Origin of the sequence: Streptomyces sp. NPDC050546 (genome assembly GCF_044457425.1) — a bacterium.
In the GTDB taxonomy this organism is placed as follows: domain Bacteria; phylum Actinomycetota; class Actinomycetes; order Streptomycetales; family Streptomycetaceae; genus Streptomyces.
In genome coordinates, this window is sequence record NZ_JBITGX010000003.1 from 57950 (window position 1) to 84258 (window position 26309).

The 26309-nt window shown below is 71.9% G+C and carries 25 protein-coding genes; 11 read left to right on the forward strand and 14 right to left on the reverse strand.

Going from position 1 to position 26309, the window contains the following annotated elements:
* Positions 1 to 45 precede the first annotated feature (45 nt).
* The gene (locus ACIBK5_RS08185) at positions 46 to 1017 is read right to left on the reverse strand and encodes a MurR/RpiR family transcriptional regulator (RefSeq protein WP_399017425.1); all 972 of its coding nucleotides are present in this window, start codon (positions 1015 to 1017) and stop codon (positions 46 to 48) included.
* A gap of 56 nt (positions 1018 to 1073) precedes the next feature.
* On the opposite strand from ACIBK5_RS08185, the gene ACIBK5_RS08190 reads away from it, so the two are divergent.
* Both ACIBK5_RS08190 and ACIBK5_RS08195 read left to right on the forward strand, forming a co-directional pair.
* On the forward strand, positions 1074 to 1454 hold the full coding sequence (locus ACIBK5_RS08190) for a hypothetical protein (RefSeq protein WP_399017427.1): 381 nt from the start codon (positions 1074 to 1076) through the stop codon (positions 1452 to 1454).
* A gap of 7 nt (positions 1455 to 1461) precedes the next feature.
* Entirely contained in the window at positions 1462 to 1749 is a 288-nt protein-coding gene (locus ACIBK5_RS08195) for a DUF4031 domain-containing protein (RefSeq protein WP_391109407.1), read from the forward strand.
* Positions 1750 to 1782: 33 nt separating this feature from the next.
* On the opposite strand, the gene ACIBK5_RS08200 is transcribed toward ACIBK5_RS08195, so the two are convergent.
* The 4 genes from ACIBK5_RS08200 to ACIBK5_RS08215 form a co-directional block, all read right to left on the reverse strand.
* Positions 1783 to 2841, reverse strand: a complete 1059-nt coding sequence (locus ACIBK5_RS08200) for a GNAT family N-acetyltransferase (protein WP_399018299.1) — start codon at positions 2839 to 2841, stop codon at positions 1783 to 1785.
* 34 nt (positions 2842 to 2875) lie between these two features.
* Positions 2876 to 7558, reverse strand: a complete 4683-nt coding sequence (locus ACIBK5_RS08205) for a caspase family protein (protein WP_399017429.1) — start codon at positions 7556 to 7558, stop codon at positions 2876 to 2878.
* A 174-nt stretch (positions 7559 to 7732) separates the two neighbouring features.
* Positions 7733 to 8074, reverse strand: a complete 342-nt coding sequence (locus tag ACIBK5_RS08210; RefSeq protein ID WP_399017431.1) for a hypothetical protein — start codon at positions 8072 to 8074, stop codon at positions 7733 to 7735.
* Positions 8075 to 8110: 36 nt separating this feature from the next.
* Positions 8111 to 8803, reverse strand: a complete 693-nt coding sequence (locus ACIBK5_RS08215) for a hypothetical protein (protein ID WP_399017433.1) — start codon at positions 8801 to 8803, stop codon at positions 8111 to 8113.
* Between the two features lie 47 nt (positions 8804 to 8850).
* Between ACIBK5_RS08215 and ACIBK5_RS08220 the strand changes: the two genes are divergently transcribed.
* The 4 genes from ACIBK5_RS08220 to ACIBK5_RS08235 all read left to right on the forward strand — a co-directional run bounded on the left by ACIBK5_RS08220 (position 8851) and on the right by ACIBK5_RS08235 (position 12743).
* Entirely contained in the window at positions 8851 to 9531 is a 681-nt protein-coding gene (locus ACIBK5_RS08220) for a maleylpyruvate isomerase family mycothiol-dependent enzyme (protein ID WP_399017434.1), read from the forward strand.
* A 103-nt stretch (positions 9532 to 9634) separates the two neighbouring features.
* A complete protein-coding gene (locus ACIBK5_RS08225; protein WP_399017436.1) occupies positions 9635 to 10333 on the forward strand; it encodes a copper homeostasis protein CutC in 699 nt (232 codons plus the stop codon).
* Between the two features lie 55 nt (positions 10334 to 10388).
* On the forward strand, positions 10389 to 11975 hold the full coding sequence (locus tag ACIBK5_RS08230; RefSeq protein ID WP_399017438.1) for a BTAD domain-containing putative transcriptional regulator: 1587 nt from the start codon (positions 10389 to 10391) through the stop codon (positions 11973 to 11975).
* A gap of 27 nt (positions 11976 to 12002) precedes the next feature.
* A complete protein-coding gene (locus ACIBK5_RS08235) occupies positions 12003 to 12743 on the forward strand; it encodes an SDR family NAD(P)-dependent oxidoreductase (protein ID WP_399017440.1) in 741 nt (246 codons plus the stop codon).
* Between the two features lie 4 nt (positions 12744 to 12747).
* Here ACIBK5_RS08235 and ACIBK5_RS08240 read toward each other — a convergent pair whose 3' ends face one another.
* Positions 12748 to 14787 carry a HelD family protein gene (locus ACIBK5_RS08240; protein WP_399017441.1) on the reverse strand — a complete coding sequence of 680 codons (2040 nt, stop codon included), beginning with the start codon at positions 14785 to 14787 and terminating at the stop codon, positions 12748 to 12750.
* Positions 14788 to 15071: 284 nt separating this feature from the next.
* On the opposite strand from ACIBK5_RS08240, the gene ACIBK5_RS08245 reads away from it, so the two are divergent.
* The gene (locus ACIBK5_RS08245; RefSeq protein ID WP_184599430.1) at positions 15072 to 15260 is read left to right on the forward strand and encodes a hypothetical protein; all 189 of its coding nucleotides are present in this window, start codon (positions 15072 to 15074) and stop codon (positions 15258 to 15260) included.
* Between the two features lie 42 nt (positions 15261 to 15302).
* Here ACIBK5_RS08245 and ACIBK5_RS08250 read toward each other — a convergent pair whose 3' ends face one another.
* Positions 15303 to 16946 (reverse strand): DNA repair helicase XPB, encoded by a 1644-nt coding sequence (locus ACIBK5_RS08250; RefSeq protein ID WP_399017443.1) that lies wholly within the window; start codon positions 16944 to 16946, stop codon positions 15303 to 15305.
* A gap of 164 nt (positions 16947 to 17110) precedes the next feature.
* On the opposite strand from ACIBK5_RS08250, the gene istB reads away from it, so the two are divergent.
* Positions 17111 to 18364 carry an IS21-like element helper ATPase IstB gene (gene istB, locus ACIBK5_RS08255; protein WP_399017445.1) on the forward strand — a complete coding sequence of 418 codons (1254 nt, stop codon included), beginning with the start codon at positions 17111 to 17113 and terminating at the stop codon, positions 18362 to 18364.
* Here istB and ACIBK5_RS08260 read toward each other — a convergent pair.
* The 3 genes from ACIBK5_RS08260 to ACIBK5_RS08270 all read right to left on the reverse strand — a co-directional run bounded on the left by ACIBK5_RS08260 (position 18342) and on the right by ACIBK5_RS08270 (position 21508).
* A complete protein-coding gene (locus ACIBK5_RS08260) occupies positions 18342 to 18533 on the reverse strand; it encodes a hypothetical protein (protein ID WP_189729245.1) in 192 nt (63 codons plus the stop codon). The two genes, istB and ACIBK5_RS08260, sit on opposite strands and share 23 nt — an antisense overlap.
* 96 nt (positions 18534 to 18629) lie before the next feature.
* Positions 18630 to 18761, reverse strand: coding sequence for a hypothetical protein (locus tag ACIBK5_RS08265; RefSeq protein WP_399017447.1), 132 nt, complete (start codon positions 18759 to 18761; stop codon positions 18630 to 18632).
* Between the two features lie 173 nt (positions 18762 to 18934).
* A complete protein-coding gene (locus tag ACIBK5_RS08270) occupies positions 18935 to 21508 on the reverse strand; it encodes a helicase-associated domain-containing protein (RefSeq protein WP_399017449.1) in 2574 nt (857 codons plus the stop codon).
* Between the two features lie 224 nt (positions 21509 to 21732).
* Between ACIBK5_RS08270 and ACIBK5_RS08275 the strand changes: the two genes are divergently transcribed.
* Positions 21733 to 22731, forward strand: coding sequence for a hypothetical protein (locus ACIBK5_RS08275; protein ID WP_399017451.1), 999 nt, complete (start codon positions 21733 to 21735; stop codon positions 22729 to 22731).
* Positions 22732 to 22774: 43 nt separating this feature from the next.
* A complete protein-coding gene (locus tag ACIBK5_RS08280; protein WP_399017452.1) occupies positions 22775 to 23398 on the forward strand; it encodes an HAD family hydrolase in 624 nt (207 codons plus the stop codon).
* Here the strand turns inward: ACIBK5_RS08280 and ACIBK5_RS08285 are convergent.
* Complete coding sequence (locus ACIBK5_RS08285) at positions 23377 to 23625, reverse strand: hypothetical protein (RefSeq protein ID WP_184599437.1); 249 nt, start codon at positions 23623 to 23625, stop codon at positions 23377 to 23379. The genes ACIBK5_RS08280 and ACIBK5_RS08285 overlap by 22 nt on opposite strands.
* Before the next feature lie 164 nt (positions 23626 to 23789).
* Here ACIBK5_RS08285 and ACIBK5_RS08290 point away from each other — a divergent pair, with 164 nt between their 5' ends.
* Positions 23790 to 24173: a cold-shock protein gene (locus tag ACIBK5_RS08290; protein ID WP_189729237.1), complete on the forward strand. Its 384-nt coding sequence runs from the start codon at positions 23790 to 23792 to the stop codon at positions 24171 to 24173.
* Positions 24174 to 24188: 15 nt separating this feature from the next.
* On the opposite strand, the gene ACIBK5_RS08295 is transcribed toward ACIBK5_RS08290, so the two are convergent.
* From ACIBK5_RS08295 to ACIBK5_RS08305, 3 genes are read right to left on the reverse strand one after another with little or no spacing between them, the layout of a single operon-like run.
* Positions 24189 to 25037: a 1,4-dihydroxy-6-naphthoate synthase gene (locus ACIBK5_RS08295; RefSeq protein WP_399017455.1), complete on the reverse strand. Its 849-nt coding sequence runs from the start codon at positions 25035 to 25037 to the stop codon at positions 24189 to 24191.
* Positions 25027 to 25842, reverse strand: coding sequence for a futalosine hydrolase (locus ACIBK5_RS08300; protein ID WP_399017456.1), 816 nt, complete (start codon positions 25840 to 25842; stop codon positions 25027 to 25029). Before ACIBK5_RS08300 ends, ACIBK5_RS08295 begins: the two co-directional genes overlap by 11 nt.
* A complete protein-coding gene (locus ACIBK5_RS08305; RefSeq protein ID WP_382495151.1) occupies positions 25812 to 26285 on the reverse strand; it encodes a DUF2771 domain-containing protein in 474 nt (157 codons plus the stop codon). The genes ACIBK5_RS08300 and ACIBK5_RS08305 overlap by 31 nt, the downstream gene beginning before the upstream one ends.
* Positions 26286 to 26309: the final 24 nt, after the last annotated feature.

Below are 26309 nucleotides of genomic sequence, written 5' to 3' on the forward strand. Positions count from 1 at the left end.
CTTTCCGTGCTTCCCGTGTCTCGTCGGTGCGGTTCAGGTTCGGATTCAGGGGCGATGCCGGTGGGCCAGCGCCTCGTACGACGCCGAGAGCGCAGGTGCCGCCGTCTCGTACGTCCGCTGCGCCACTCCTATGAACAGGCAGTCCACCACAAGGAGCTGGCCGGTCCGCGACGACATCGCCGCCGGACGCAGTTCGCTCTCCCGCGCGGTGGACGTGGTGAGGACGTGATCGGCGTACTGCGTCACCGGCCCGTCCGGGCGGCCCGTGATCGCCACGGTCGTCGCGCCGCGCTCGAAGGCGACCCGCAGCGGCTCGATGACGTCCCCGGTCGACCCCGAGTGCGTGATGGCGACCGCCACGTCACCGGCCCGCAGCTGCACCGCGTTCGTCACGGCCAGATGCGGGTCGCTGTGGGCGTGGGCCAGCAGCCCTATGCGCAGCAGCTTCTGCGTGAGGTCCTGGGCGACCAGACCGGACGCCCCGACGCCGTACACATCGGTGCGGCGGGCCGCGACCAGCGCGGTGACGGCGGCGCCCAGCTGGACGGTGTCGAGGCCGGCGGCGGTGTCGGCGAGGGTCTGCTGTTCGTCGTAGGCGAGCTTGGCGACCACGTCGGCGATCGGGTCGTCGACCGCGATGTCCGTCGTGATGGCGGGGGCCCGGCCGGACTGCTGCTGGGCGGCGAGGCCGGCGAGGGCGAGGCGCAGGTCCCGGTAACCCGGATAGCCGAGCAGCCGGGCGGTGCGTACGACGGTCGCCTCGCTGGTGCCGGTGAGTTCGGCGAGGCCGGTGACCGTGAGGGCCGCGCAGCCGGCCGGATCGCCCGCCACGGCCTCGGCGACGCGCTGCATGGAACGCGTCATCGACGGGGCCAGCGTGCGGACTTTGGCCGCGAGGGCGGCGGGGGCGGGCGGGGTGCCGAGGGTGCCGACCATGGCACTCGGGCCGCCCGTGCTTCCGGTGCCGGCCGTGCCGCCGTTCTCCCCGGCGAAAATTTCCTTCACTCTACGGGTCACCACTGAAAGATATTTTCGGCTCGGTGCCGGGGTCAAGAGTGCGCACAATGGGGGGCATGGAGCCCATCACCCCCCTGGAGCAGACGCTGCACGCCGCGCGTGCCCTGGTACTGGCCGACCTCGTCGCGGGACGCGTCGCCGAGGCCGATGTCGTGTCCCTGGTCGAGGAGGCCGTCACACAGCGGCGGTGGTGGGTCGAGCAGTGGCCGGAGGGCGCGCCGTACGTGGCCGGTCTGGTCGCGCAGGACGTACAGGACGCTTTGCTGGAGCGGTACGGCCGCTGGCCGCTGTGCCCGGTGTGCGGCACCGGCGACCCGCACGCGCTGGACGTGGACCCGGTGCTGGGGGCCGACCCGCACTGGGTGTGCGGCGAGGCGGGCGTGAAGGTCGCGGCGGTGGGGTCGCTGAGTGAGGCCCTCGGCGGGGCGTCCGCGTGAGGCCCTGGTGACGATCTACATCGACCCGCCGGCCTGGCCCGGGCACGGCCGGATGTGGTCCCACCTGATCAGCGACGTCTCGTACGACGAACTGCACACCTTCGCCGAACGCCTCGGCGTGCCCCGGCGGGCCTTCGAACGCGACCACTACGACATCCCCGCCCAGCGGTACGCCGACGCGGTGGGCGCCGGGGCCGTGGAGGTCAGCAGCCGCGAGGTGGTGCGGCTGCTGCACGGGGCGGGGCTGCGGCGGCCCAAGGGTCTTTACCGCTCGCCGGGTTCACCCGGCTCGTAGGTCAATCACCTCGTACGTCATTCACCTCGCAGGTCATTCACCTCGTAGGTCGGTCATCTCGTAGGTGACCTGCTCGGTGTCCTCCGCGACGGCCGTGAATCCGGCGCGGGTGAGGACGTTCCGCGAGGGCGTGTTGCCCCGCTCGACGTTGGCGACGACGGTCCGTACGCCGTCCTGGGCCAGGGCCCAGGCCGACAGCGCGCGCAGCGCCTCGGTGGCGTAGCCGTGCCCACGGGCCGTTTCGACCAGGTCGTAGCCGATCTCGACCCGCCCCGCCTCGTCGGGAACGGCGTGGAACCCCATGGCGCCGAGCGCCTGGTCGTCCTCGCGGCGGACCAGCACGTACATGGTCCACTCCGGGCGGTGCACCCCGTCCTCGTACTGCTTGAACATCAGCCCGGCGCCGACCCGGGTGCCCTCGGCCGGGCTCCCTCCGAGCCACTCGAAGCAGCCGCCGTCACCGACCGTGGCAAGGTCGTGGGCCACTGCCGGGGTGACGCCTTCAAGGCTGAGCCGTTCGGTACCGATCACCAGGTTGTTGTTCCACCGCCACTCGGTGACGGGCGCCCGCCCCGGCAGCTCACCCCGGCCGGTGGCCCACAGCAGGGTCTGCCAGGAGGTCGGGCCGGGCTGGACCTGCGGGAAGATCCGCCTGAGGACGAAGTCGCACAGCTCGGAGTCCGCCTCGTACGCCACGCCCAGTCCCTCGGCGATGTCATGCGTGTGCAGCAGCACCTCGGCCACGCCCATCGCCGCGAACCCCTCACGGTTCGCGTCGCGGAACGGATACGGATGGAAGGCCCGCACCTGACGTGGCGTCGTCCGGATCGCGGCGGCGAGCAGGGCCCCCATAGTCCTGATCACCCGCACCGCGCCCGCGTTGCCGGCCCCCTCCTCCAGCGACAGCTCGAACGGCGTGTACCCATCGGGCTCCCGCCCCGCCAACTGCCCCGCGTAAGCGATGAGATCCTCGGCGATGTGCACGGCCGTCTCCCGACAGCTCCACGCGAGCCGCCCGGCCGGTGTCCCCTCCCAGTCCCGGTCGGTGACTTCCCCCAGCAGGCCGACGCACTCGCCGACGGCCTGCTCCACCTGTTCCGCGCCCGTTGTCCACATGGTGGGGAGGTTACGAGGGGGTGGGGGGTTGGGGCGACGTGATTTCCGGGTCGGGGAACCAGTCCTCGATCTCGTGACGCATGCCGAGTTCGGTGGCTTTGAGGGCGGTTTCGCGGAGGGTCTTGGCGGCGGAGAGGGCTACTACGGCCAGGGTGACGAGGGTGAGTGGGGGGTCGTCGGGTTGGGGGGTGACGGGCCAGGCTGTCGTGCCGGTGAGCGTGTGGAGCAGGACTTCTTCGAGTTGGAGTTCTCTGACGTCGTTTTCTGACAGAGGGGCGACGTCGTAGCCGAAGTCGGTGAGGGCCTTGGCTCGGCCGCCCACGGCCTTGAGGGCGGCGGGAGATACCTGGCCGTAGGTGGCGGGGTCGGCGTACGGGCGGTGTCTCAGGACGATGCTGTCGATGTCCTCGGCATGGGAAAGGGCCTCGGCCGTGACCGAGCAGGGGTAGCCCCATCTGGCGAGGATGGAGACGGCCTCGGGCAAGGGGACACCCGCCTGCCGTGCTCCGTAAGCCACGTCGAACACGCTCAAGGGACCGTTCGTGTGCAGCATGAGACTGCCATTGACGAGAGCGGTCTCAGCCGGTGAGGGCAACTGCCCTTCCTCGTCGGGGACGGACGCCACCGCGTAGCCCAGTTCCTCCAGCCGCGCCGCGACGTCGGCGACGGGCCTGTGGAGATGGCGCGCCACAGCCGTCATGTAGAGGATTGATACTTCCCGGTCCACCCAAGGACGTTGGGTGTTGTGCACAAGGAGCGACCGGTCGTCCTCGGTCAGTTCGGGGCCGTCCGTGGCGTCGGGGGGCAGTCGGAAGCCCAGCTCGGACAGGAACTCCGAGGCGCGGAGCACCGTCGCATCCGTCCCATGGGCCACCGAGACCAGTTGCGCCCGGGAGATCCGCAGAGCCTCCTCGGGGGACGGCGCGCCGGCGCACGACGACCACAAGCTCGTGAGGATGCCCCGCTCCTCCTCGGTCCAGTGCTCACGGACCGGCAGGTCATCCGGCACGGTGAAGCCCAGCTCCCGCAGACGCCGCGCGGCTTGCGCCGTGGAACAGGCACGGCGCGCGGCGCTGACACAGACCTGGGGCCCCGATAGCGCCGAGCCGGGAGCCAGCCAGCCCGACGGGTAGCCCATCGGTCGCAGCAGCGGAAGATCCTCGAATTCGGCGGCGGCGCAGTCGGCCAAGGGCTCGACCTGGTACCCGAGAGCGGCCAACCGGTCGGCGACCTCCGCGGGCGGGCGCTCCGCCCTGAGGCTCAGCGCGAAGATCTCGCCGACGCCCAGCGGCTGGGCGGGGTCGTGCCAATCGACGAGGAGACCGAGAAGCAACGCGGGATGCCGGCCGAACCGCTCAGTCGTCCAGTCCTGGTACGCCCTGTCCCAACGCCTTCGCCTGCCTCTGGTGAGCAGCGACAGGTCGGAGGGCCGGGCGCACAACTCGTCGGACGGGCACGGCTCCGGCAGTGACACCGGGCCGCCGAGACCCGCGCGGTACAGCGCCCGCAGGCGCCAACGCAGCACACTCGGCGGCATGGTGGCGAAGAAACGGGCATCCTGGACCGACTGTGGTTCCGGTGTGTAGCTGCCGGTCACCAGCGGGATCAGGTCGATGTCGGGAAGGAAGTAACCGACTCCACGGAAAGGCATCGAGGCGTTCCCGATCCACCATGGCAGATCGGCCAGTTGGGCGTGCTGAGCCACGAGGTCGCCGAACCACATCGCGACCGAGCTGGCCTGCGTCAGCCATGGGTGGGTCGGGAGGGGAAGATCCGGGAGTGTCAGACTCGGCGCCGCGGCAGTGAGGACAGCCCTTACGTGATCGCCGTCGAAAGAACGCACCTTCTTGCGGTCGACGGTGAGGACCGGCGCATGCTCACCATGCAGATTCAGGACGATGCCGTAAGGAAACTGGTGCACCATCTGGAATGAAGGTTCGGGTTCGGTCAACAGGCCGTCGGACAGGATGATGCCCGGGCGGTCGATCCACCAGAGGTCGGGTGAGCCGGACGCGAGGCAGACAGGGTCCTTGACGCGAGGCCCCGGCTTCAGCCTCGACATCTCGATCTCAAGCCCCGTACGGGACAACTCCCCCGGCACCCATCCGAACTCCCGAGACCCATGCACCGCCGAAGTCCGATACGGCGCCACCCACAGCAACCGCTGCAACGCCTCCACGCACGACACATGCTTCCCCTGCCGCGACAGCAACAGCCGCACGGTCGTCCCCGGCTCGGACCCTTCCCCCAGGTCCTCCACCCGGAACAGATTCCCCGGCCCCGCGATCGTCACCTGCAACAACCGCCCGGGCCGCCCGTCCCGCCCCATGCGGCAGGTGCGGACCACGATCTCGTCGGCCAGCATGAAGTAGCTCAGGACGCCGATGCCGAAACGGGAGTTGGGGTAGAGGCGGAGCTTGGGTTCCGGGAGTTCGCTCCAGGCGACCTGTTCCTCGATGTACTCGGGCAGGTCGACGAAGCGGGTGCCGCCCTGGGAGAAGACGCTGCCGAGTTCGGTGAGGCCCATGCCGATGCCGTTGTCGCGGCACTCCAGGTAGGGGCGGCCGTCCGAGCCCACGCCCTGGACGAACTCGATCCGGCCCTCCCAGGGCACCGTCGATCGGCCTGTGCGCTGGAGGTACTGCGTGCGGCAGTCCCGGTAGCGCAGCGCGTCCAGCGCGTTCTGGTACAGCTCGCGGACCGCCAGCTCGCGGTCGCCGTAGAGCTGTTCGCCCATGAGGAGTTCCTGGACGCGGTCCTCGGCGAGCTGGAAGCGGATGCCGTCGGAGAGCTGGTCGGGGGTGTTGCCGTCGAGGCGGACCCGGCTGCCGTCGGCGTAGGGCGGCAGGGATCTGAGCGGGGCCAGGGCGTTGTCGTCCCGGTTGATCTCGCGCAGGAGGGTGTCGACGCGGGTGGCGTGTTCCCGCAGGGCGATCTGGACGGCCGGGTGGGTGCAGACCGCGTTCAGGGAGCGGCCGACTCCGGAGTGGCGCCAGTCGGAGCGGCGCACGGTCGTCCTGAGTTCGCCGAGGTCGACGCTGTCGTAGATGCCGAGGTGCTCCACGACGATCTCGGGCAGGTCGACGGGGTCGACGGCCATCGCGTAGGCCGCCTTGAGCAGGGCGGATACCAGGGGCGGGCGCACCTCGTGCTCGTCGCCGGTGGTGGCGGCGATGACGTCGTGGTCGTCGAGGGCGCCGGAAGGGCGGCCGACGGCGGCCCGGCGGACGGAGAACGGGGCCGTGCGGTGTTCCTTCAGCAGCCGCATCAGACGGTCCGCGGAGAGGGCGTCGGTCACCCACGGCGGCTGATCGGAGCCGCCGGTCACCTCGCCGAGGAGGGACTTGAGTTTCTCCGCCGCGTACAGCTCCGGCTGCTGGATCAGCCAGCGGTGGAAGAGCCACCAGCGGATGCGCTGCACGGAGTCGCGGGCCGCGGTCTGATCGTGCAGGGTGCGCAGTCGGCGCTTGAGGCGTGGGAAGCCCTGGCCGAACTTGCGGAAGCGGGTGTGGTCGGGGCCGGTGGCGCACTGGTCCGTGGCGAGTACGCCGACGCGCTGTGCGGCCTCCTGGGTCCAGAAGGCCTGCTCGACCAGGGGCAGCAGGACCGCCAATGCGGCCTCGGTCGGGGACAGAGCGACGTTGTCGGCCAGCCGGCTGGTGAGGAAGTCCAGTCTGACGTGGGTGCGCCGGGCCAGTTCGGCGTCGTGCCAGGGGTCGTCGCGCAGGGCGTGGGCCGCGCTCTCGTACGCCGCGGCCAGCCGGGACGCCAGGGCGGCACAGGTCTCCTGGAGGTGCCGGCGGGCGGGGCCGTCGGGCGTGCGCTGCCAGATCGGGTGCTGTTCGGCGGAACGGATCCACGGGTGCGCCTCGGTGCGCCGGTCGGGGCCGGGCAGCAGCGGGAAGTCCTCGCCGCCGGGGGTGGCCGCGGTCTCCGTGACGACGGTGACCTCCTGCACGGGCCGTGTCTTGCCGTAGGCGCGGTGGAGTTCCCCGACCCGCTTCTGCACCCGCGCCGCGAACTCGCGCAGGCGCAGGGCGTGCGGGTCCGCCGCGATGGTGTCCGCGAGGGCGCGGGAGAAGAGGCTGAAGGACTCGCCCGGCTGCGTGCCGGGGTCGAAGCCAGGCCGGACCGTCTCCTTCTCGCCCACGAACAGGGCCAGTTGGGGCGCCTTGCAGGCGTGCACGTACGCCACCTTGCGGCGCAGCGCGTCGGCGACCTTGCGCCGGGGCCAGGGCTGGACGCCGGGCAGCGCCGCCATGGTGTCGCGGTCGATGCCCTCGCGGCAGGCGTCGACGAGGAAGACGACATGGCCGGCGGGGGAGTCCTCCAGCTCCCGTTCCCAGCCGATCTCGATGCAGCTGTCAGCGAAGACCCCGACGTCGAAGGTGGCGTCCTCGGGGATCAGGAAGTCCTTGCCCTCGAAGTGCTGGCCGTGTCCGCTGAGCAGGATCAGCAGGGTGTCGCCCCGGCCGGCGTCGCGCAGGAAGGCGCGGATGCGGCCGTTGACCGTGTTCGGTGTGATGCCGCGCTTGCTCTCGACGATCTCCGCTGCCTGGAAGCCGCGTTCGATGAGCACGTCCCGGATCCGCTGAAGGTCGTCGCGGACGAAGGGCAGGTTCTGGATGTGCTGGTCGTCGTACTCGCTCGCTCCGATGAGCAGGGCCTTGTGCTGGACCTTGTGCTGGGGCATGCGCGGCGGGTCAGGCGGGGCAGGCCGTCTTGGCTGTACTGCTTCCGTTCGCCGCGCTGCCGCTCATGCCGTCCCCCTGACCCTCGGCCGTTCGTCCGACAACTTTAGTTCACAAAGGGGTTGTTGCGTCCCCTCGGGAAGTCCCCTGGAAGCCTCGGAAGTCTCTGGAGGGCGCTAGGAAGGCCGCTTGAAGACCAGTGTCAGTCCGCGGGTGCCCTGCACCTGGCCGGTGCCGAGGAGCTGGACGCCGCCGCTCGCGGTGACCTGGAAGGACAGCTGGGCCTCGGCGAGCGGCAGGGTGCCGCCCCGGGCCGCGGCGTCCTCGAACAGCTGCTGGAGGGCGTCGACGGTCTCGGCGAGGTTCTTGCGGAGGGGGCCGAGCGGGACGGACCGCAGGGCCGGTTCGCCGCCGCCGTTGCCGAACAGGCCCATCGAGTCGTCGTCGCCCTCCTCGGCGACGGTGACCCAGAACGGCAGGCTCGGCTCGATGACCTCGGGCTCGGTGGTGTTGTCCATGCGTGTGCCCCTCCCTGTGGTGCGGTGGGGCCAACCCTAGGACCCGGGGGCCGCTCCGGAGGGCGATTCCTCCAGCAGCTCCAGCTCCGACCGCAGGTTGTAGCGGGCCGTCGCCTCCCACTCCTTCGCTCCGTGCGGGGTCCTGAACAGCCTCGGCAGGGCGAGGAGTTGGCGGAGGATGGTGGCGCGGCCGGTGCGGAAGGCGTCGTTCGGGACGAAGTGGTACTCCTCGCGGACGGCGGTGGTGTAGGCCGCGTACGCCGACGGGGGCGAGGCGAGGATCGCCAGGTCGGCGTCGCACAGGACCTGGCCGTCGGCGTCGTCGTCGGCGGGGTCGTGGGTGACGGTGAGGCGGACCAGACGGGCCACCTCGGCGGTCCTGGCGGCGGGGACACCGGCCTCCGCGAGGGCGCGTTCGGCGAGGCGGGCGGAGCGTTCCTCGTTCTCGGAGCGGTCGGGCAGGTAGACCGCGTCGTGGAACCAGGCGGCCAGCCGCACCACGTCCGGGTCGTGCGCGTGCCGCTCCAGTGCGTCGACGTGGTCGAGGACCGCCGTGAGGTGCGCGACCGTGTGATAGCGACGCTGGGGCTCCTGCCAGCGGGTGAGCAGGTTGTCGGCGTACGGCGCCGGGTCGGGGCCGTCGGTGGCCGGGCCCCGGGCGGCTTCCAGGGTGCGGGTGAAGCGGGTGCGCAGGGTGTGCAGGGTGCGCGGGGTGTCGGGATCGGCCATGGCGTCATTCTCCCGCCGACCCGGGGTTGGGATCTAGCGTGGGTTCCATGACGACTCCTGCTGATGTGCACGACGTACGGGACCCCGAGCAGCCCGGCCGGCTGCTCACGATCGAGCGTGACGCGCTGATCCCGCTGCTGCGGGGCAGGGCCGAGGAGGACTTCGCACGGCCCGTGGCCGCGTGTCCCGGCTGGACGGTGCGGGATGTGCTGGCGCACTGCTCGTCCGCACTGACGCGGGTGGCGGAGAGCCGGTTCGAGGAGGGTGTGTTCTCGCCGGAGTCGAACGACCGCGACATCGCGGAGCGGGAGGGGTGGAGCAACGCGCAGGTCGTGGCGGAGCTGGAGCGCGGGATGAGCGAGGCCGGACCCGTGATCGCCGGGGCGGACGGGAAGCTGGACGGTCTCGCGCTCGGGGAGTGGGTGCACGCCGGGGACGTGCGCGAGGCGCTCGGGGAGCCGGGGGCGTACGGCGGGGCCGGGCTGCCGGACGCGCTCGCGCTGCTCGCCCGGCTCACCCGTGAGCGGGGGCATGTGCCGCTGCACGCCGACCTCGACGACCTGGACGAGCCGCTGCGGCTGGGCGAGAGCGACGGGGAGCGGCCCCCGGGGCGTTTCATCGGGGACGGGCCGACCCTCGTACGGCTGTACGCGGGGCGGCCGGTCGACGGGGCGCCCGCGTTCGAGCTGGCGGGGGTGGAGGCGAAGGAGCTGAACATCTTCGGCTGAGGCGCCTCACCGGGGCGTGGGAGGCGGCGGGGATGGGCAGCGTAGTCTTTGATTGGACTAGACCTGTCGCAGAACGCCGATCCCATGCCGACGAAGGGACCCCATGAGCAAGCGTGCAGTCCTGGAGGTGATCGCCCTCGGGGTCGAGGACGCGGTCGCCGCCCAGGCGGGAGGCGCTGACCGCCTCGAGCTGGTCACCGACATGGCGGCCGACGGGCTCACCCCGTCGGCCGGGACCGTCGCCGGGATCCGCAGGGCCGTCGACCTGTCGCTGCGGGTGATGCTCCGGCTCGCCGACGGTTTCGCGGCGGGGGACGCCGACCGCCTGGTCCGGGTGGCGGGCGAGTTGCGGGAGGCCGGGGCCGAGGAGTTCGTGCTCGGGTTCCTCGGCCCGGACGGCGGCGTGGACCTGGCGGCGGTGGAGCGGGTCGTCGCGGTGCTGGACGGCTGCCCCTGGACCTTCCACCGGGCGATCGACCGGGCCGCCGACCGGGACGCCCTGCGCAAGCAGCTGGACGGGATGCCCGGGCTCGACACGTATCTCACCGCCGGATCGGCCGACGGGGTCGACGACGGGCTTCCCGTGCTGCTCGCCGAGGCGGCCCGCCGAGGAGAGCCGGGGTACGAGCAGCACCTGCTGGTGGGGGGCGGGCTGCGGCTCGACCACGTGCCGACGCTGCTGGCGGCCGGGGTCGACGGCTTCCACATCGGCGGGGCGGCCCGGCCGGAGGGCTGGGAGGCGCCGGTGTCGGCGGAGGCCGTAGCGCGGTGGCGGACCGCCCTGGACGCCGCCCGCGCGTGACCCTCCCGGCAGGACACGGGGAAGCAGGGGATCCGCCCGTGCGTTGAGCCGTTGCATGAGCCTGCGCTTCTCACTGATGGGTCCGGTACGAGCCTGGCGCGACGAAGAGGAGGTCGCACTGGGGCCGCGCCAGCAGCGGGCGGTGCTGGCGGCGTTGCTGCTGAACAACGGCATCCGGCTGAGCAACGACCAGTTGATCGGCATGGTCTGGGACGACCCGACGCCGAGCGCGGTGATGGCACTGCGGACGTACGTGTACAAGCTCCGCAAGACGCTCCCGGAGCTGAACCTGACGTCCAGGGACGGCGGGTACACGGTCCGCGCTGAGATCGTCGACGACTGCCGCGGCGAACCCCTGGAAGGCCTCCGGAGCGCCTACTTCGATGCGCAGCGTATGCGGCTCGGCGACCACCGGCTCAAGGCGCGGGAGGACTGCCTCGAACGCGAACTCGACGTGCTGGAGCTGCAGAAACACGTCGCCGCCTTCCCGCTCAGGGAACGACCGCGCGCCCTCCTGATGCGCGCGCTCTATCTGGAGGGCAGGCAGGGCGAGGCACTCGACCACTTCCACCAGGTGCGCGCACTCCTCATCGAGGAGCTCGGCCTCGAACCAGGGCCGGAGCTGCGCAGGGTGCACGCGCAGATCCTCGACGGCGACCTCACCCCGCCGCGCAGGCCGGAGCAGCTGGTGCCGGATCTGGTCGACTTCACCGGTCGCGCCGAGGAGATCGCGCAGGCTCTGAGGACGTTGCCGGGCACCGTCGGCATCACCGGTATGCGGGGCAGCGGCAAGACCGCGCTGGCCACCCGGATCGGCCACCTCGTCAAAGGGCGCTTCCCGGACGGGCAGATCTTCGTCAGGGGCAGGGACGTCGCCGACGAGCTGTTGCGCGCGGTCGGCGTGGAGAACCCCGTCGGCGACAGAGCCGCGCTGTGGCGGGAGAAGGCGCGCGGCAAGCGGTTCCTGGTCGTGGTCGACGACGTGCAGGACGCGGCGAGCGTGCGCGATCTCGCCACGCCCGGCTCGGCGATGATTCTCACGAGCGTCCGCCGGTTGCACGAGCTGCCGGGGGTGACCTGGCTGAAGATCGCCGGGCTGGCCGAGCCGGAGGCGCGGGAGTTCCTGCGCAAGACCGTCGGCCCGCTGCGCGCGGACGCGGAACCCGAGCAGGCCGAGATGCTGCTGGAACACCTTTCGCGACTGCCGCACCCGATCAGGGTGATGGGCGGCAAGCTCAGCGCGCGTCCGCACTGGACGATCGAGATGGCCTTGCGGCAGATGGAGCGGGACCGCAGGCTCGCCGACGTGATCCCGTCCGACTGCGCCGCGATGATGGCCCCGTTGATCGCGGCCGAGCAGCAGCTGAGCGATCCGGAACGCCGAATGCTCATGTGCTTCGCGAGCCAGGGCGTCGAGGTGATCGACAGTCAGAAGGCGGCGGAGCTGTCCGGGGCCGACGCCGGTGAGATCGAGCTGGTGCTGGAGTCACTCGTGGGCGTGCACCTGATCGAGCCGCTCGTACTCGGCCGTTACCGGCTGCCGAGGTTCGTGCGCCTCTGCTTCGGGCTGCGCACGGCGGCCTCCTCGCGACCTGAACAGGCCGTACCTGACCAGGCCGTATATGCGGAAATTATGCTCTGACGATCTGGCGCGGCCACGTTGGCAGACATGACAACCAAGGAACTTCAGGGCAAGAAGGCACTCGTCACCGGCGCCACGTCGGGCATCGGCCGCGCGATCGCGGTCAAGCTCGCGGAGGCGGGAGCCACCGTCTACGTGACCGGGCGCCGGGCCGAGCTCGGCAAGGAGACCGTCGAGCTGATCGAGCAGGCGGGCGGGACGGGCCACTTCGTCGTCGCTGACGTCGCGGACATCGACGACGTCCGCAAGCTCGCCGAGGAGGTCGGCGAAGTGGACGTGCTCGTGAACAACGCGGGCGTCTTCCCGTTCTCGACGACCCTCGAGCAGCCGCTCGACAGCTACGAGCAGGTGTTTGACATCAATGTCCGTGCGACCTACTTCCTGACGGCCGCGCTCGTGCCGGCCATGGTGGCCAGGAAGAGGGGTGCGATCGTCAACGTCTCGTCGGTCGCCGGGCAGGTCGGCACCCCGGTCGGCTCCGTCTACAACGCCTCCAAGGCCGCGATGGACGCGCTGACCCGGTCGTGGGCCGTCGAGTTCGGCGGGGCGGGCGTTCGCGTCAACTCCGTGGCGCCCGGCCCGATCCGTACCGACATGGCCGTCGAGACGGTGGGCGAGATGTTCGAGGAGTTCAGCCGGAACACCCCGCTCACCCGCGCCGGCGAGCCCGAGGAGATCGCCGAGGCCGTGGTGTTCCTGGCCTCCGACAAGGCCAGTTACATCACCGGCGCGGTGCTCGCCGCCGACGGGGGCTACGTCGCGACCTGAGCGGTCACGCCAGTTGTGGCGGCAGCGGCGCCGCGTGCGTGACGATCAGACCCGACACCGCTCGCGTCAGCGCCACGTACAGGCGCCGCAGCCCCGTCCGTTCGTCCGGCTCGCCGTCGACCACCGCCCGTGGCTCGTCCAGGACCACGTAGTCGTACTCCAGACCCTTCGCGAGCGAGGCCGGGACCAGGGTCAGCCGGGTCTCCCGGGTCGTCTCCTCGCCCGGGCCGAGGTACGGGATACCGGCCTTCGCCAAGGCCCTTGCCAGCTCCGGGATCCGGGCGTCCGCCGCGATCAGGCCGGTCGAGCCCTCGTTGCGCAGTAGTTCGCGGCAGGCCTCGACCACGTCGGTGGTCCCGGCGACCTCCCGGACCTCGAAGTGGCCCGGGTTCTCGCGGATCGACACCACCGGGGTGAGACCCGGGGCGATGTGCGGCAGCAGCCGGGAGGCGTAGGTGATGACGTCCGTCGGCACGCGGAAACCGGCCGTCAGCTCCTCCACCACCGCGTCCTGCTTGCCCAGGTGGGTCAGCGCCTCCTCCCAGCCGCGGGTCGCCCAGGGCGTGGTGCCCTGGGCCAGGTCGCCGAGGACGGTCGCGCTGCCAGTGGTGCAGCGGCGGCCGACCGCCCGGTACTGCATGGGGGAGAGGTCCTGCGCCTCGTCGAGGATGACATGCCCGAGGGAGTGCGTGCGCTGGATCAGGTCGGTGGCCTCGTCGATGAGGACGGCGTCGGCCGCCGCCCACTTGGCCGCCTTGACGCTGCGCGCCGGTCGCGCCCACAGGATCGCCTTCTGCTCCTCCTCGCCGAGGATCCCCGCCGCGTGTTCGGCGAGGAAGTCCGCGTCCGACAGCAGGCGCAGCACCAGCTTCGCCGGATCGACGGCGGGCCACACCGTCTTCACGGCCGCCTTGACCGCGCTGTTGCGGGCCACCGCGTCCTGCACCCGGTCGTCCGGCGCCTCGCCCGAGCGCTCCATCTGCACCAGCACGGCGTGCGCGATGCGCTGCGGCAGGGCCTCGCGGGCGGCACCGTAGCGGATGTCGCGGTCGAGCAACTCTCGGACGATGTCCTCCAGTTCGTACTGCGCGACACGCCAGCGGCGGGAGCCTCGTACGACGACGACCGGCTCGGTGGGCAGGGTGACGTGCGCGTAGAGGGCCTTGCGCAGTACCTGGGCCATGCGGGCGTCGCCCTTGACGACCGCGGCCGTCGCGTCGTCCGTGCCCTTGATCTCGACGTGCGCCACCAGGTCCTCGACGGTGGCCTGCTGGACGGTCAGCTCGCCCAGCGCGGGCAGGACCTGCTCGATGTAGTGCAGGAAGGACCGGTTGGGTCCGATGACCAGGGTGCCGGTACGGGCGAGGCGCTCGCGGTGGGCGTAGAGGAGGTAGGCGACCCGGTGCAGGCCGACGGCGGTCTTTCCGGTGCCCGGGCCGCCCTGCACACACACCGAGCCGGAGAGCCCGGAGCGCACGATCTCGTCCTGCTCGGGCTGGATCGTCGCGACGATGTCCCGCATCGGGCCGACACGCGGGCGTTCGATCTCCTGCTGGAGCAGTCTGCTGGTCTTCACCGCCTCGGCCGGGTCCGAGAGGTGCTCGTCCTCGTACGCCGTGATGTCGCCGCGGGTGTACCCGAAGCGGCGGCGCAGCGCGATGTCCTGCGGGTCCTTCTTGGTGGCCCGGTAGAACGGCTGCGAGACCGGCGCGCGCCAGTCGATCACCATTGGGTCGCCGTCGGCGTCGTGCACATGCCGCCGCCCGATGTAGAAGCGTTCTCCGTCCGCGCCCTCGGCCTGCTCGGCGCCCGGGGTGTGCAGATAGTCGAGCCGCCCGAAGAACAGCGGGGTGTCGCTGAGGTCGGCCAGGGCCTTGACGCGCTCCTCGATCTGGCGGGCCAGCACCTCGGCGTTGACCCAGTTCGCGGTGACGTCGGTGATGTCGAGGGCCTCGACGTCCTCGCGCATGGCACGCAGGGCGGAACGGGACGAGGCGAGGTGGGAGCGCTCACGGGAGATCGGGTCGTCGACGGGCGTGGACAAGGGGGTGCCTCCGGAGGACCTGCTGAAGAGATGGCGGTGAGATGCGGACCGGTTTCCGTCCGGTCCACGGCACTCCGTGAGGGAGGCGGGCAAGAAGCGGAGATCTTAGAGGAGCGGGGGAGACGCCCGCCAACGCTTTTTCCGCCCCCCTCTCCCTCATCCCCTAGGGGATGAGGCCCTCCTTCCTGAGGGGCAGGAGTCGGTCCGCAGGCGTACGAGCGGAGTACGCGGGTTCGGTCCCGAGACCGACGCGGGCCTTATGGGCGAAACCGCACCATGGAGACATGAGCGCAGCAACCCTCTCTCCTGCCCCCGCACCGGGCCGGCCGCCGGGTGCCACCGCCGTGACCGGCAGCCACCGCCACCGCCTCGGCGACGCCCTGCGCGCCGTCAAGGTCTTCGCGGGCGCCGCCTTCGACGTGATCGTCCTCGGCCAGTACGGCGAGGAGGTCGGCGTGGTCCGCCGCAAGTGAGCCGACGGACCTGCCGCAAGTGAGCCGGCGGACCCGCCGTTCTCAGCTCTCGGCGAGCAGCTCGTCCGCGTCCACGATCCGGTACGCGTACCCCTGCTCCGCCAGGAAGCGCTGCCGGTGGGCCGCGAAGTCCTGGTCGATGGTGTCCCGGGCGACCACGGAGTAGAAGTGGGCCTGGTGGCCGTCCGACTTGGGGCGCAGCACCCGGCCGAGACGCTGGGCCTCCTCCTGGCGGGAGCCGAAGGTGCCCGACACCTGGATCGCGACCGTCGCCTCCGGCAGGTCGATCGAGAAGTTCGCGACCTTGGAGACCACCAGCACGCTGATCTCGCCCTCGCGGAAGGCGTCGAAGAGCTTCTCGCGCTGCGCGTTCGACGTCTCGCCCTTGATCACGGGCGCCCCGAGATGTTCGCCCAGCTCGTCGAGCTGGTCGATGTACTGGCCGATCACGAGGATCTGCTGCCCGGCGAAGCGGCGGACGATCGCCTCCGTGACCTTCCGCTTGGTCGCGGTCGTGGCGCAGAAGCGGTACTTCTCCTCCGTCTCGGCCGTGGCGTACGCGAGCCGCTCGGAGTCCGTCAGATTGACCCGGACCTCGACGCAGTCGGCGGGCGCGATATAGCCCTGCGCCTCGATCTCTTTCCACGGCGCGTCGAACCGCTTGGGCCCGATCAGGGAGAACACGTCCGACTCGCGGCCGTCCTCACGGACCAGGGTGGCCGTCAGGCCGAGCCGCCGCCGCGCCTGGAGATCCGCCGTGAACTTGAAGACCGGCGCCGGCAGCAGATGGACCTCGTCGTAGACGACCAGGCCCCAGTCCCGTGAGTCGAACAGCTCCAGGTGCGGATAGACGCCCTTCCGCTTGGTCGTCAGCACCTGGTACGTGGCGATCGTGACGGGCCGGATCTCCTTGCGCGTCCCGCTGTACTCGCCGATCTCCTCCTCGGTGAGGGAGGTCCGCTTCACCAGCTCGTGCTTCCACTGCCGCGCGGAGACGGTGTTCGTGACGAGGATCAGCGTCGTGGACTTCGCCTGCGCCATCGCCCCGGCCCCGACCAGCGTCTTCCCGGCGCCGCAGGGCAGGACGACGACTCCGGAGCCGCCGTGCCAGAAGTTCTCGACGGCCTGCTTCTGGTACGGCCGCAGCGCCCAGCCGTCCTCGGCCAGCTCGATCGAGTGCGCCTCGCCGTCGACGTACCCGGCGAGGTCCTCGGCCGGCCAGCCCAGCTTCAGCAGGGTCTGCTTGATCTGCCCGCGCTCGGAGGGGTGCACGGCGACGGTGTCCGGGTCGATCCGGGCGCCGACCAGCGGCGTGATCCGCTTCGAGCGCAGGATCTCCTCCAGCACCGGCCGGTCGGTGGTCGTCAGGACCAGGCCGTGCGCCGGGTGCTTGGACAGGGTGAGCCGGCCGTAGCGGTCCATCGTCTCGGCGATGTCGACGAGCAGCGCGTGCGGCACCGGATAGCGGCTGTACTCCACCAGCGCGTCCACGACCTGCTCGGCGTCATGGCCCGCCGCGCGCGCGTTCCACAGGCCCAGCGGGGTCACCCGGTAGGTGTGGATGTGCTCGGGCGCCCGCTCCAGCTCCGCGAAGGGGGCGATGACACGACGGCAGTCGTCGGCCCGCTCGTGGTCGACTTCCAGGAGCAGGGTCTTGTCGGACTGGACGATCAGCGGACCATTCACACGCGGCACCCTTTCTGCGGCCAAACGTCCAGTGTGCCTGATCGACGCCCCCCGAGGGTGTGATCTGCGCTGCTGGAACGACGCCGGTCCTACAGAATGCCTTTTCATCCCAACGTGTGGTGTGAATTCAGTTTTTCCGCGGTGGCCCCGAAGAATGGCGAACCGTGCAGAATACGCCGACGACCACGCTCGGATACGCCCTGTTCGCCACCCGCTGGCTCCAGGCCCCGCTGTACTTCGGGCTGGTGGCCGCCCAGGGCGTCTACGTCTACAAGTTCTTCAAGGAACTCTGGACCTTAATCCTCATGTGCGTGAGCGGGCACGCCACTGAGACATATGTGATGCTCGCCGTGCTCAAGCTCGTCGACGTCGTCATGATCGCCAACTTGCTGATCATGGTGATCGTCGGCGGCTACGAGACCTTCGTCTCGCGCATCGGCCTCCAGGGCCACCGCGACCAGCCGGAATGGCTCTCGCACGTCAACTCCAACGTACTGAAGGTCAAGCTCGCCACCGCGATCGTGGGCATCTCCTCCGTGCATCTGCTCCAGATGTTCGTGGACGTCCACCACACCTCCCATCACGCCCTGCTGTGGGGGACGGTGATCCACATGGCGTTCATCGCCTCGGCGGCGATCCTCGCGTACATGTCGGGCCCGATGGCCGCGCAGAGCGACCGCGGACACACCGACCGCGGACACACCGACCGCGGACACACCGACCATGCGCCGGCCGGGCACCCGCAGGCCGTGCTGCCGCGGCCGGGCCAGGAGACCCCGGCGGTCACGCTGCCCTCACCCCGGCAGCCGGAGCCGGACCCCGTGTCGGAACAGGACGCCGACGCCGAGGCCCGGATCCGGGCGGCAGGCTTCCCGGCCCGCAAGCAGCTGGAGGACTTCGACCAGCAGCACCCCCGGGGCTTCGACCGGGAGACCGTGGCCCGGCTCGGCAAGGCGGACTTCGTCGCCGCCCGGCGCAACGTGGTCTTCGTCGGCCCGACCGGCACCGGCAAGACGCACCTGGCGGTCGCCCTGGGCGTGCGGGCCTGCCAGGCCGGGCACCGGGTGCTGTTCGCGACCGCCGCCGAGTGGGCCGCGCGGCTGTCCGACGCCCGGGCCGCCGGCCGGCTCGACGCGGAGCTGGCCGCCCTCGACGAACACCCCCTCCTGATCGTCGACGAGATCGGCTACACGCCCTTCGACGGGGCCACCGCCGCCCTGTTCTTCCGGCTGGTCGCGCACCGCTACGAGCGTGGCTCGCTGATCGTGACCAGCGACCGCCCGCTCGGCCGCTGGGACGAGGTCTTCGGTACCTCCGCACCCGCGATGGCGGACCGCCTCGCCCATCACGCCGAGGTGGTCCGGCTGGAGGGCGACAGTTACCGGACGCGCCGCGCTACCGCAGCGTGGACAGACTGATGGTGTTGACCAGCGGGCCCTCGACGGAGACGCCCTCGCCCACCAGGGACTCGGCGTGGGCCGCCGGGATCGGCAGCGGCAGCGCGGGCGGTGCCGCCGCGGCCGAGGGCGCGAGCACGGCCACGAGGGCGGCGGCGGAGAGTACGACGGCGGGAAGCTTTTCACGCATGGCGGCAGGGCCTTTCACGGGCTGAGCGGTGAGGGACACAGCACCGCGGGCCGGCCCGGAACGCGGGGCCGGCCCCGGCAGGTGCGCGGAGGCGGATCAGATCTGCGGCGTCTCGAGGACAAGGCCGGCGACATCGATGCCGACCGCCGCGGCCGGGGTGGCGAGACCACCGAACATCATCAGGACGGCGGTGGCCAGGACGGCGGTGACTCGACGTACAGCGCGCATGCTGGGACTTCCTTTCGGCAGTGCTCACAGGAACACCCGGTGGCTGCCCCCGGGCACAGCGCGTGATGCGGCACGCCCGGCAAGGTCGCCCATGGGTGGGACATCCCCGGCGTGGCGTGCATGAACGGCGGCGTGCACCCGAACGGGTGAGAAACGACCCCGCCCAGGAGGGGTCAGCCGGAGTCGTCCGCCAGCTCCGCGACCCCGGTGATCCGGTGCAGCGGATACGTACGGACCTCGTCCGCCGTGTGGTCGTACGCCGTGACGAAGCCGCCCTCGACGCGGACGGGCGCGATGACCCGCTGGCTGGCGGTGCCCTCGGCGTTGACGTAGCCGATCCACAGGGCCTCGCCGGTCAGGACGGCGGCCTGCATGGTGGCGAGGGTCTCGGCGGAACCGGTGCGGGGCAGCTCGCCGTTGACCGCCGGAGCGGCGCCGGGCTTGCGCGGGGCGGTGGAGGCCAGGTCGCCGGCCCGGATGGCGCGCAGCGCCGCCGCGAGGAGGACGTCGTCGGGCACCGGCGGGCCGTCCGGCACCGGCTCGGGCGCCGTACGGGGCGGGGTGCGGTGGGCGAGGGCGCGGGTGATCAGCACATCGCCCTCGGCGGACTCGGCGGCCGGCGCGAACCCCATCGACCGCAGCCCTTCGAGGAGCCCCGCGGGGTCGGCCTGCGCGGCCAGCACGGTCGGGGCGAGCCGGCGCAGGCCCAGCCCCGCGGCCCGCTTGTCGGCGAGGATCTCGTTGAGCACCGCGTCGTCGTCGCAGCGCACATACGCCGAGGCCGCGCCGACCCGCAGCTGGCCGTGCCGCCGGGCCACGTCGTCGATCAGGTAGGCGAGCGGCTGCGGCACCGGCGTACGGGAGTGGGCGGTGAGGAAGGCGTGCAGGTCGGAGGCGGCCTGCCCGGCGTCGAGCGCGCGCCGCACCGACCCGGGCGTGAACCGGTAGACGGTGGCTCCGCCCTTGGACTCGACGTCCGCCAGCACCCCGAGCATGTCGGCGAGCGGGCGCCGCAGGGGCCCGGGCGCCACCGCCGTCAGGTCGGCCTGGAGCAGCACGTGGTCCAGCGGCTCGGGCAGCTGGGGCGTCAGGAGCCGGGCCGCGGCGGCGGAGGCGACGGCCTGTTCGGCGGGGGAGAGGGGCGCGACCGGGACGGGGCGATGGTGGTGATGGTGGACGGGGAGCTTGTCTCCCGGACCCGCCGAAAGCCCCGCTGACGGACCCGCCGATCCGGAGGGCTCCGCCTCGGGGTGCTTCACGGCCGCCGCAGGCCCCAGCAGGGCCCGGCCATGCCCCGACAGCGCGCCCCGGCCGGTGACGCCCAGCAGCTCCGCCTCGGACAGCGCCCACCGGGCGAGGCGCGCACGCGGGTCGTCCTCGAGCCGGGCGCCGCGCAGGGGGCGCTCCCAGCGCAGCCGGGCGAGCACCGACTCGGCGTCCGGCGCGGCCCCCTCCGGCAGCCCGGCCAGCAGCGCCAGCACCCGGTGCCGTACCTCGGGCGCCGCCGAACGGTCCAGGCCCGGCCCGAGCGCCGACAACGTACGGTCCTTCGCGTCCCGCCCGCCCACCAGACCGGCCGTCCGGGTCGCCGCGAGCCATGCCGTGGCCAGCCGCGACCAGCGCTCGGCGGCGGGCGCCTCCAGCCACTCGTCGTAGGCCGGGGTCGCCGCGTACCGCTCGTCGGCCTCACCGTCCGAGGCGATCAGGCCCGCCGCGTAGGCCAGTTCCACCCAGAACGCGGCGACCGGCTCGGGCGCGTCGAGGGCGACGGCGGTCCGCTTCAGGTCCCGCACGCTCAGCCCGCCGGCCCGCAGCACCGCGGGCCCGCCCTCGTCCCAGTCCTTCAGCAGCTCCTCGACGGTCGCCAGCGCGGTGTACGCCTGCCCGGCCGCCGTACTGTCCACAACCTGTGGACGGTGCACGGCGGCGGCCTCGACCACCGGCGGCACCGGCTCCGGCGTCCGGTGCGCAAGACCCCGCCGCAGATGCAGGGCGACCTCGCGCGGCAGGACGACCGTCCCCGGCGCCGTCGGCAGCAGCAGCCCCCGGTCCAGCAGCCAGCGCAGCCGCGCCGCCGGGTCCGGGGTGACCTGCCCGTACGGCGGCCCCCACACCAGGCGTTCGAGCACGTCCAGCGAGTCGGCCGGGGCGTCGGCGAGCAGCGCGGTCATCCGGGCCCGGTCCGTGAACAGGCCGGTGAGGGCGGTCACAGCGGAGACCGAGTCATGGGTCGAGGCCAGCCCGGCGGCCATGACGATCTCCTGGATCCGCCCCGGGGACATCCCGGCGGTGGCCTCCTGGACGGTCGGGCCGAGACCGGTCGGCGAGGGGTGCTGCGGCGCGGGTGCCAGCAGCTCACGTGCCGTACGGACCAGCCGCAGCCGGTCGTCGCCGCCCCAGACCAGGGCCTGCTCGCGCAGGATGTCCACGGCGTGCGGCAGGGCGGCGACGACGGCCGGGTCGCCGTCGTCCCCGGCGGTGAGCCCGAGCAGTTCGTCGTAGGTCGCCGGGTCCGCCGCCACGGCCAGCGCCTCCGCCGTCTGCAGCGCGAACCGGTCCAGCCGCTCCAGGGCGCGCACGACCGAGGCACGGGTGCCGGCCCGGGTCGCGAGCTGCGTGATGTCGGTCGGCACGGGCGTGATGAGATCCGGGCGGCCGCGCAGCAGCGCGCCCAGCGCGGCATCGCCCCGCGCGCGGAGCGCTTCGGCGAGGGAGCGGGGGGCCGGGGACCTGTCCTCGGTGCTCATCCGGTCCACGGTAGCGGGTGGTCGTCGTCGGCTGCGGGCAGTCGGGTGCGCGGCCGCTCCTGGGGGGCTGCGCCCCCAGCCCCCCCCTTCGGCCTGGACGGCCTCGTCCTCGAACGCCGGACGGGCCGGGTCGGGGAGGCCAGTGGCGTTTGGCCGACCCGCCGGTCCTCGCGATACCGTCGTCCGACGGCGTCAGCCAACGCACCCGCCCCGGAGGGGACTTCGTGGGGATTGAGAGCGACCAGGTCGTTTACGAGTATCTGAGCCGTGTCGGCGACGTGGCCCAGCAGCGGCAGTTGTCCTCGGCCACCCGGATGCGCCTGGTCGCGGACCTGCGGGGCGAGATCGACCGGAGCCGCGCGAAATCCACCGTCGACTCACCCGCCGCCGTCCGCCGCATCCTGACCCGCCTGGGCAGCCCCGACGAGGTCGTGGCGGCGGCAGCGGAGGGCACCGGCGGCGCGCAGCGGAGCGCCGCCCCCGCTCCCCCTTCCGTCCCCGTGCAGCGCGACGCCGAGCCGGAGGAGCGGGCGAAGGGGGTGCTGCGGCGCGTCGTCCCGCGGCCCCGCCCGGCCCGGCCCGCCGACGAGCCGCACCCGGCGCCCGCCGAGGGCCCGGCCCCGCCGCACCTGGCCGCCGGGCACGAGCTCGGGGACAGCGTCGTCCAGCCCGACTGGTGGCGGGTGGACAGCAGCCCGTTCGGCGTGGGCGAGGAGGTGCCCGGCTTCGTGGGCGGCGTGGAACTGCCGGACCTGCTGAAGCCGCCGCAGCCGAGGAAGCCGGAGCCGGAGAAGCGGGCGGCCGAGGAGGCCGAGCCTGCCGTCGAGGCCGTCGAGGAAGCGGCCGGGACCGGCGCCCGTCGCCGCCTCCCCCGGCTGCCGGGCGGCAGCTGGAGCAACCCGCTGCTCCTCGCCGCCGCTGCCCTGCTCGTCGCGGGCGCGGTGCTCGGCAACTGGTTCGTGCTGCTCCTCGGCTGGCTCATCGCGTACGCCTCGCGCCGTCTGACCCAGGCGGAGACGAAGTGGGCGGTCATGGTCCTGCCCGGGCTCGCTCTCACGTCGGGTCTGGTGTGGCTCTGGGGCAGGATGAACGGCCGCTGGGGCACACCGATCGCCGAGGGGCACATGAACGACGCCGTCTCCGAGACCTGGCCCTGGGTGGTCCGGGGCGCGGCGGTGGCGTCGGCGCTCTTCCTGGTCTGGCGCTCCCAGCGTCAGAAGTAACCGGCACCCCGGGGACGTCTGCCCGTCACCCGCCCTGGGCACAATGGCCCATATGGCACTCACCGTCGGTTTCGACCTGGACATGACCCTCATCGACTCCCGTCCCGGCATCCGCGCCTGCTACCTGGCGCTGTCCGAGCGGACGGGTACGTACATCGACGCCGATCTGGCGGTCACCCGGCTCGGGCCGCCGCTGGCCGAGGAGCTGGTCAACTGGTTCCCGGCCGAGGAGGTCGCGGACATGGCCGATCTGTACCGGGAGATGTACCCGTCGATCGCCATCGCCGCGACCCCGGCGATGACCGGCGCCGGTGAGGCCATCACGGCCGTACGGGAGGCCGGCGGCCGCGCGATAGTGGTCACCGCCAAGTACGAGCCCAACGCCAAGCTGCACCTCGCCCACCTCGGCATCGAGCCCGACGCGGTGATCGGCGATCTGTGGGCCGAACAGAAGGCGGAGGCACTGCGCGAGCACGACGCGGGCGTCTATGTCGGCGACCACGTCGGAGACGTGCGCGGCGCCCGGACGGCCGGCTCGCTGTCCGTCGCGGTGGCCACCGGCCCCTGCTCCCCGGAGGAACTGCGCGCGGCGGGCGCGGACGTCGTCCTCGGGGACCTGACCGAATTCCCCGGGTGGCTTTCGGACTACCGCCCCGCACGCGCCTGACGCCGGCCGGCCGCCACGGAACGCAGTACTCCCGCGCCGGCCATCAGGAATCCGACCGCCATGAGCATGCTCAATCCGAACATGTACGTCGGAAAGGGCGTCGTCCCGAGGAACAGCGGGGCGACCGTGACCAGTGTGGCCACGGCACCGATGAAGAAGACGATGGCACCGGCACGGACCAGACGGTCACCGGGCGCGGCGGAATTCGTTTGGGTTTTGTCAGGCACCGGACCAGGGTAGTTCCCAGCCCGAAGGAACAAGCCGGTGACGTCTTGTCACCGGCCTGAAGAGCATTAGCCTTGGTACCGGCGGGTCCGTGCGGCCCGCCCGAGTGCTATCAAGAGCCGTTTCCAGAAGCAGTTTTCCGACGAGTACGAGGACGAGGACAGACGTGCCTACCGGCAAGGTCAAGTGGTTCAACAGCGAGAAGGGCTTCGGCTTTCTCTCCCGCGACGACGGCGGTGACGTCTTCGTCCATTCCTCGGTCCTCCCCGCCGGAGTCGAGACGCTCAAGCCCGGTCAGCGAGTGGAGTTCGGCGTGGTCGCCGGGCAGCGCGGCGACCAGGCACTGTCCCTGACGATTCTGGACCCGACCCCCTCGGTCGCCGCCGCGACGCGCAAGAAGCCGGACGAACTCGCCTCGATCGTCCAGGACCTCACGACCCTGCTGGAGAACATCACCCCGATGCTGGAGCGGGGCCGCTATCCCGAGCGGACCTCCGGCAAGAAGATCGCCGGACTGCTGCGGGCGGTCGCCGACCAGCTGGACGTCTGAGACTCTCGGGGGTCCTCAGGGAAAGCGCAGCGCGTTCGGGCCGAGGGGCGGTACCAGTCCCTCGGCCGCCGCGCGTGTCAGCAGTCCGCGTACGGCGGCGTAGCCGTCCTCGCCGAGGCCGGCCGTGAACTCGTTGACGTACAGCCCGATGTGCTGGTCGGCGACGGCCGGGTCCATCTCCTGGGCGTGCTCCATGACGTACGGCCGGGACACCTCGGGGTCGTCCCAGGCGGCGCGCACGGATGTCCGGATGGAGTCGGCGAGCAGCCGCAGCTTCTGCTCGCCCAGCGACCGCTTGGCGATGATCGCGCCCAGCGGGATCGGCAGCCCGGTGGTGTGCTCCCAGTGCTCGCCCATGTCGGCGAGCTTGTGCAGGCCGTAGCCGGCGTAGGTGAAGCGCGCCTCGTGGATCACGAGTCCCGCGTCGACCTTCCCGTCCCGCACGGCCGGCATGATCTCGTGGAACGGCATGACGACGATCTCGCCGACCCCGTCGGCCAGGGTGTCGGCGGCCCACAGCCGGAACAGCAGATACGCGGTGGACTTCTCACTGGGCACGGCGACGGTACGCCCGGTGAGGTCGACGTCCGCCTCCCGCGTCAGCACCAGCGGCCCGCAGCCCCGCCCCAGGGCGCCGCCGCAGGGCAGCAGCGCGTACTCGTCGAGGACGTACGGCAGCACCGCGTACGACACCTTCAGTACGTCGAACTCGCCGCGCTCGGCCATGCCGTTGGTGACGTCGATGTCGGCGAAGGTCACGTCGAGGGCGGGGGCGCCGGGGACGCGGCCGTGGGCCAGGGCGTCGAAGACGAAGGTGTCGTTCGGGCAGGGGGAGTACGCGATCTGCAACTGGTCACTGGTCATGCCGGTTCCAACTCTCCAGTACGGGCACGAGCTTCCCGAAACCCTCGGTCAGCGCGGCCAGCGCGTCGGGGATGCGCCAGGCGGCACGGTCACGCGGCCCGACGGGATTGGAGACCGCCCGGATCTCCAGCACGGGCACCCCGTGCGCCCCTGCGGCCTCGGCGACACCGAAGCCCTCCATGGCCTCGGCGAGAGCGGTGGGGTGCCGCTCGCGCAGCGCGGTGGCCCTGGCGGCCGTCCCGGTCACGGTGGACACGGTGAGCACGGCCCCGGTACGCGCCCCGGCGGCGTCGGCGACCCGCCGTACGAGTTCCCCGGGCGGCAGGTGACGTACGGTCCCGAACCCGAGCTCGGTGACCGGCACGAACCCGTCGGGCGTCTCGGCCCCCAGATCGGCCGCGACGATCTCGTCGGCGACGACGAGCGCCCCCACGGGCGCCTCCGGCTGGAAGCCGCCACCGATCCCGGCGGAGACGACGAGGTCGTACGGCGTGCCCCGGAGGGAGGCGGCGGTGAGAGCGGAGGCGACGGACGCGGCGGCGAGAGCGGGCCCGACACCGACGTCGATCACGTCGATACAGCCGCGCACGATCGTGCCGCTGCCGCTGCCGTGGGCAGTCGTTCCGCTGGGGCGGAACGGGTGGGCACGGCCCGCGGCGCCGAGCGCCTCGCTATCGGACGCCGGCGAATACCCACCAAAGGCCCGGGCCACCGCGTCCCTCTCCACAGGAACAGCGGTGGCGATCAGCACCCTGCCAAGCCCAGCGGCAGCGATTACGCGTCCTTCTCCAGCTTGAAGTTCCACAGGCCGGACGTGTCCTTCTCGCCCTCCTTGATGGACACCAGCGTCGAGTCGCCCTGCGCGCCGTACTGGGCGTTGAAGAACACGCTGCCCGGGATGGTGCGGTACGTCTTCGTGCTGTTGTCGGTCAGCGGCTGACCGTTCATCAGGATCGTCCAGCCCTTGTCGGCGATCTCCGGGTCGACGCCGAAGCGCACGGTCTCGTCCGGGTCGACCGAGATGGACTTGATGCCCTTGTCCTTCAGGCACTGCGTGAGGTCGGCGGGCTTCAGGGCGTCGCCCTCGCCGCCACAGGTGGCCTCGGAGTTCACCGAGTCGCTGCCCACGGTGACCGTGGCCATCGGCGTCGGCTTGTCACAGGCCGACAGGACGAGCAGTCCGGCGGATACGACACCGGCGACAGCGACGGCGCGGCGGCGTCGCACTACGGATTGCAACGTGTTCATGGGCGAAGGTTATCGGGCACACGA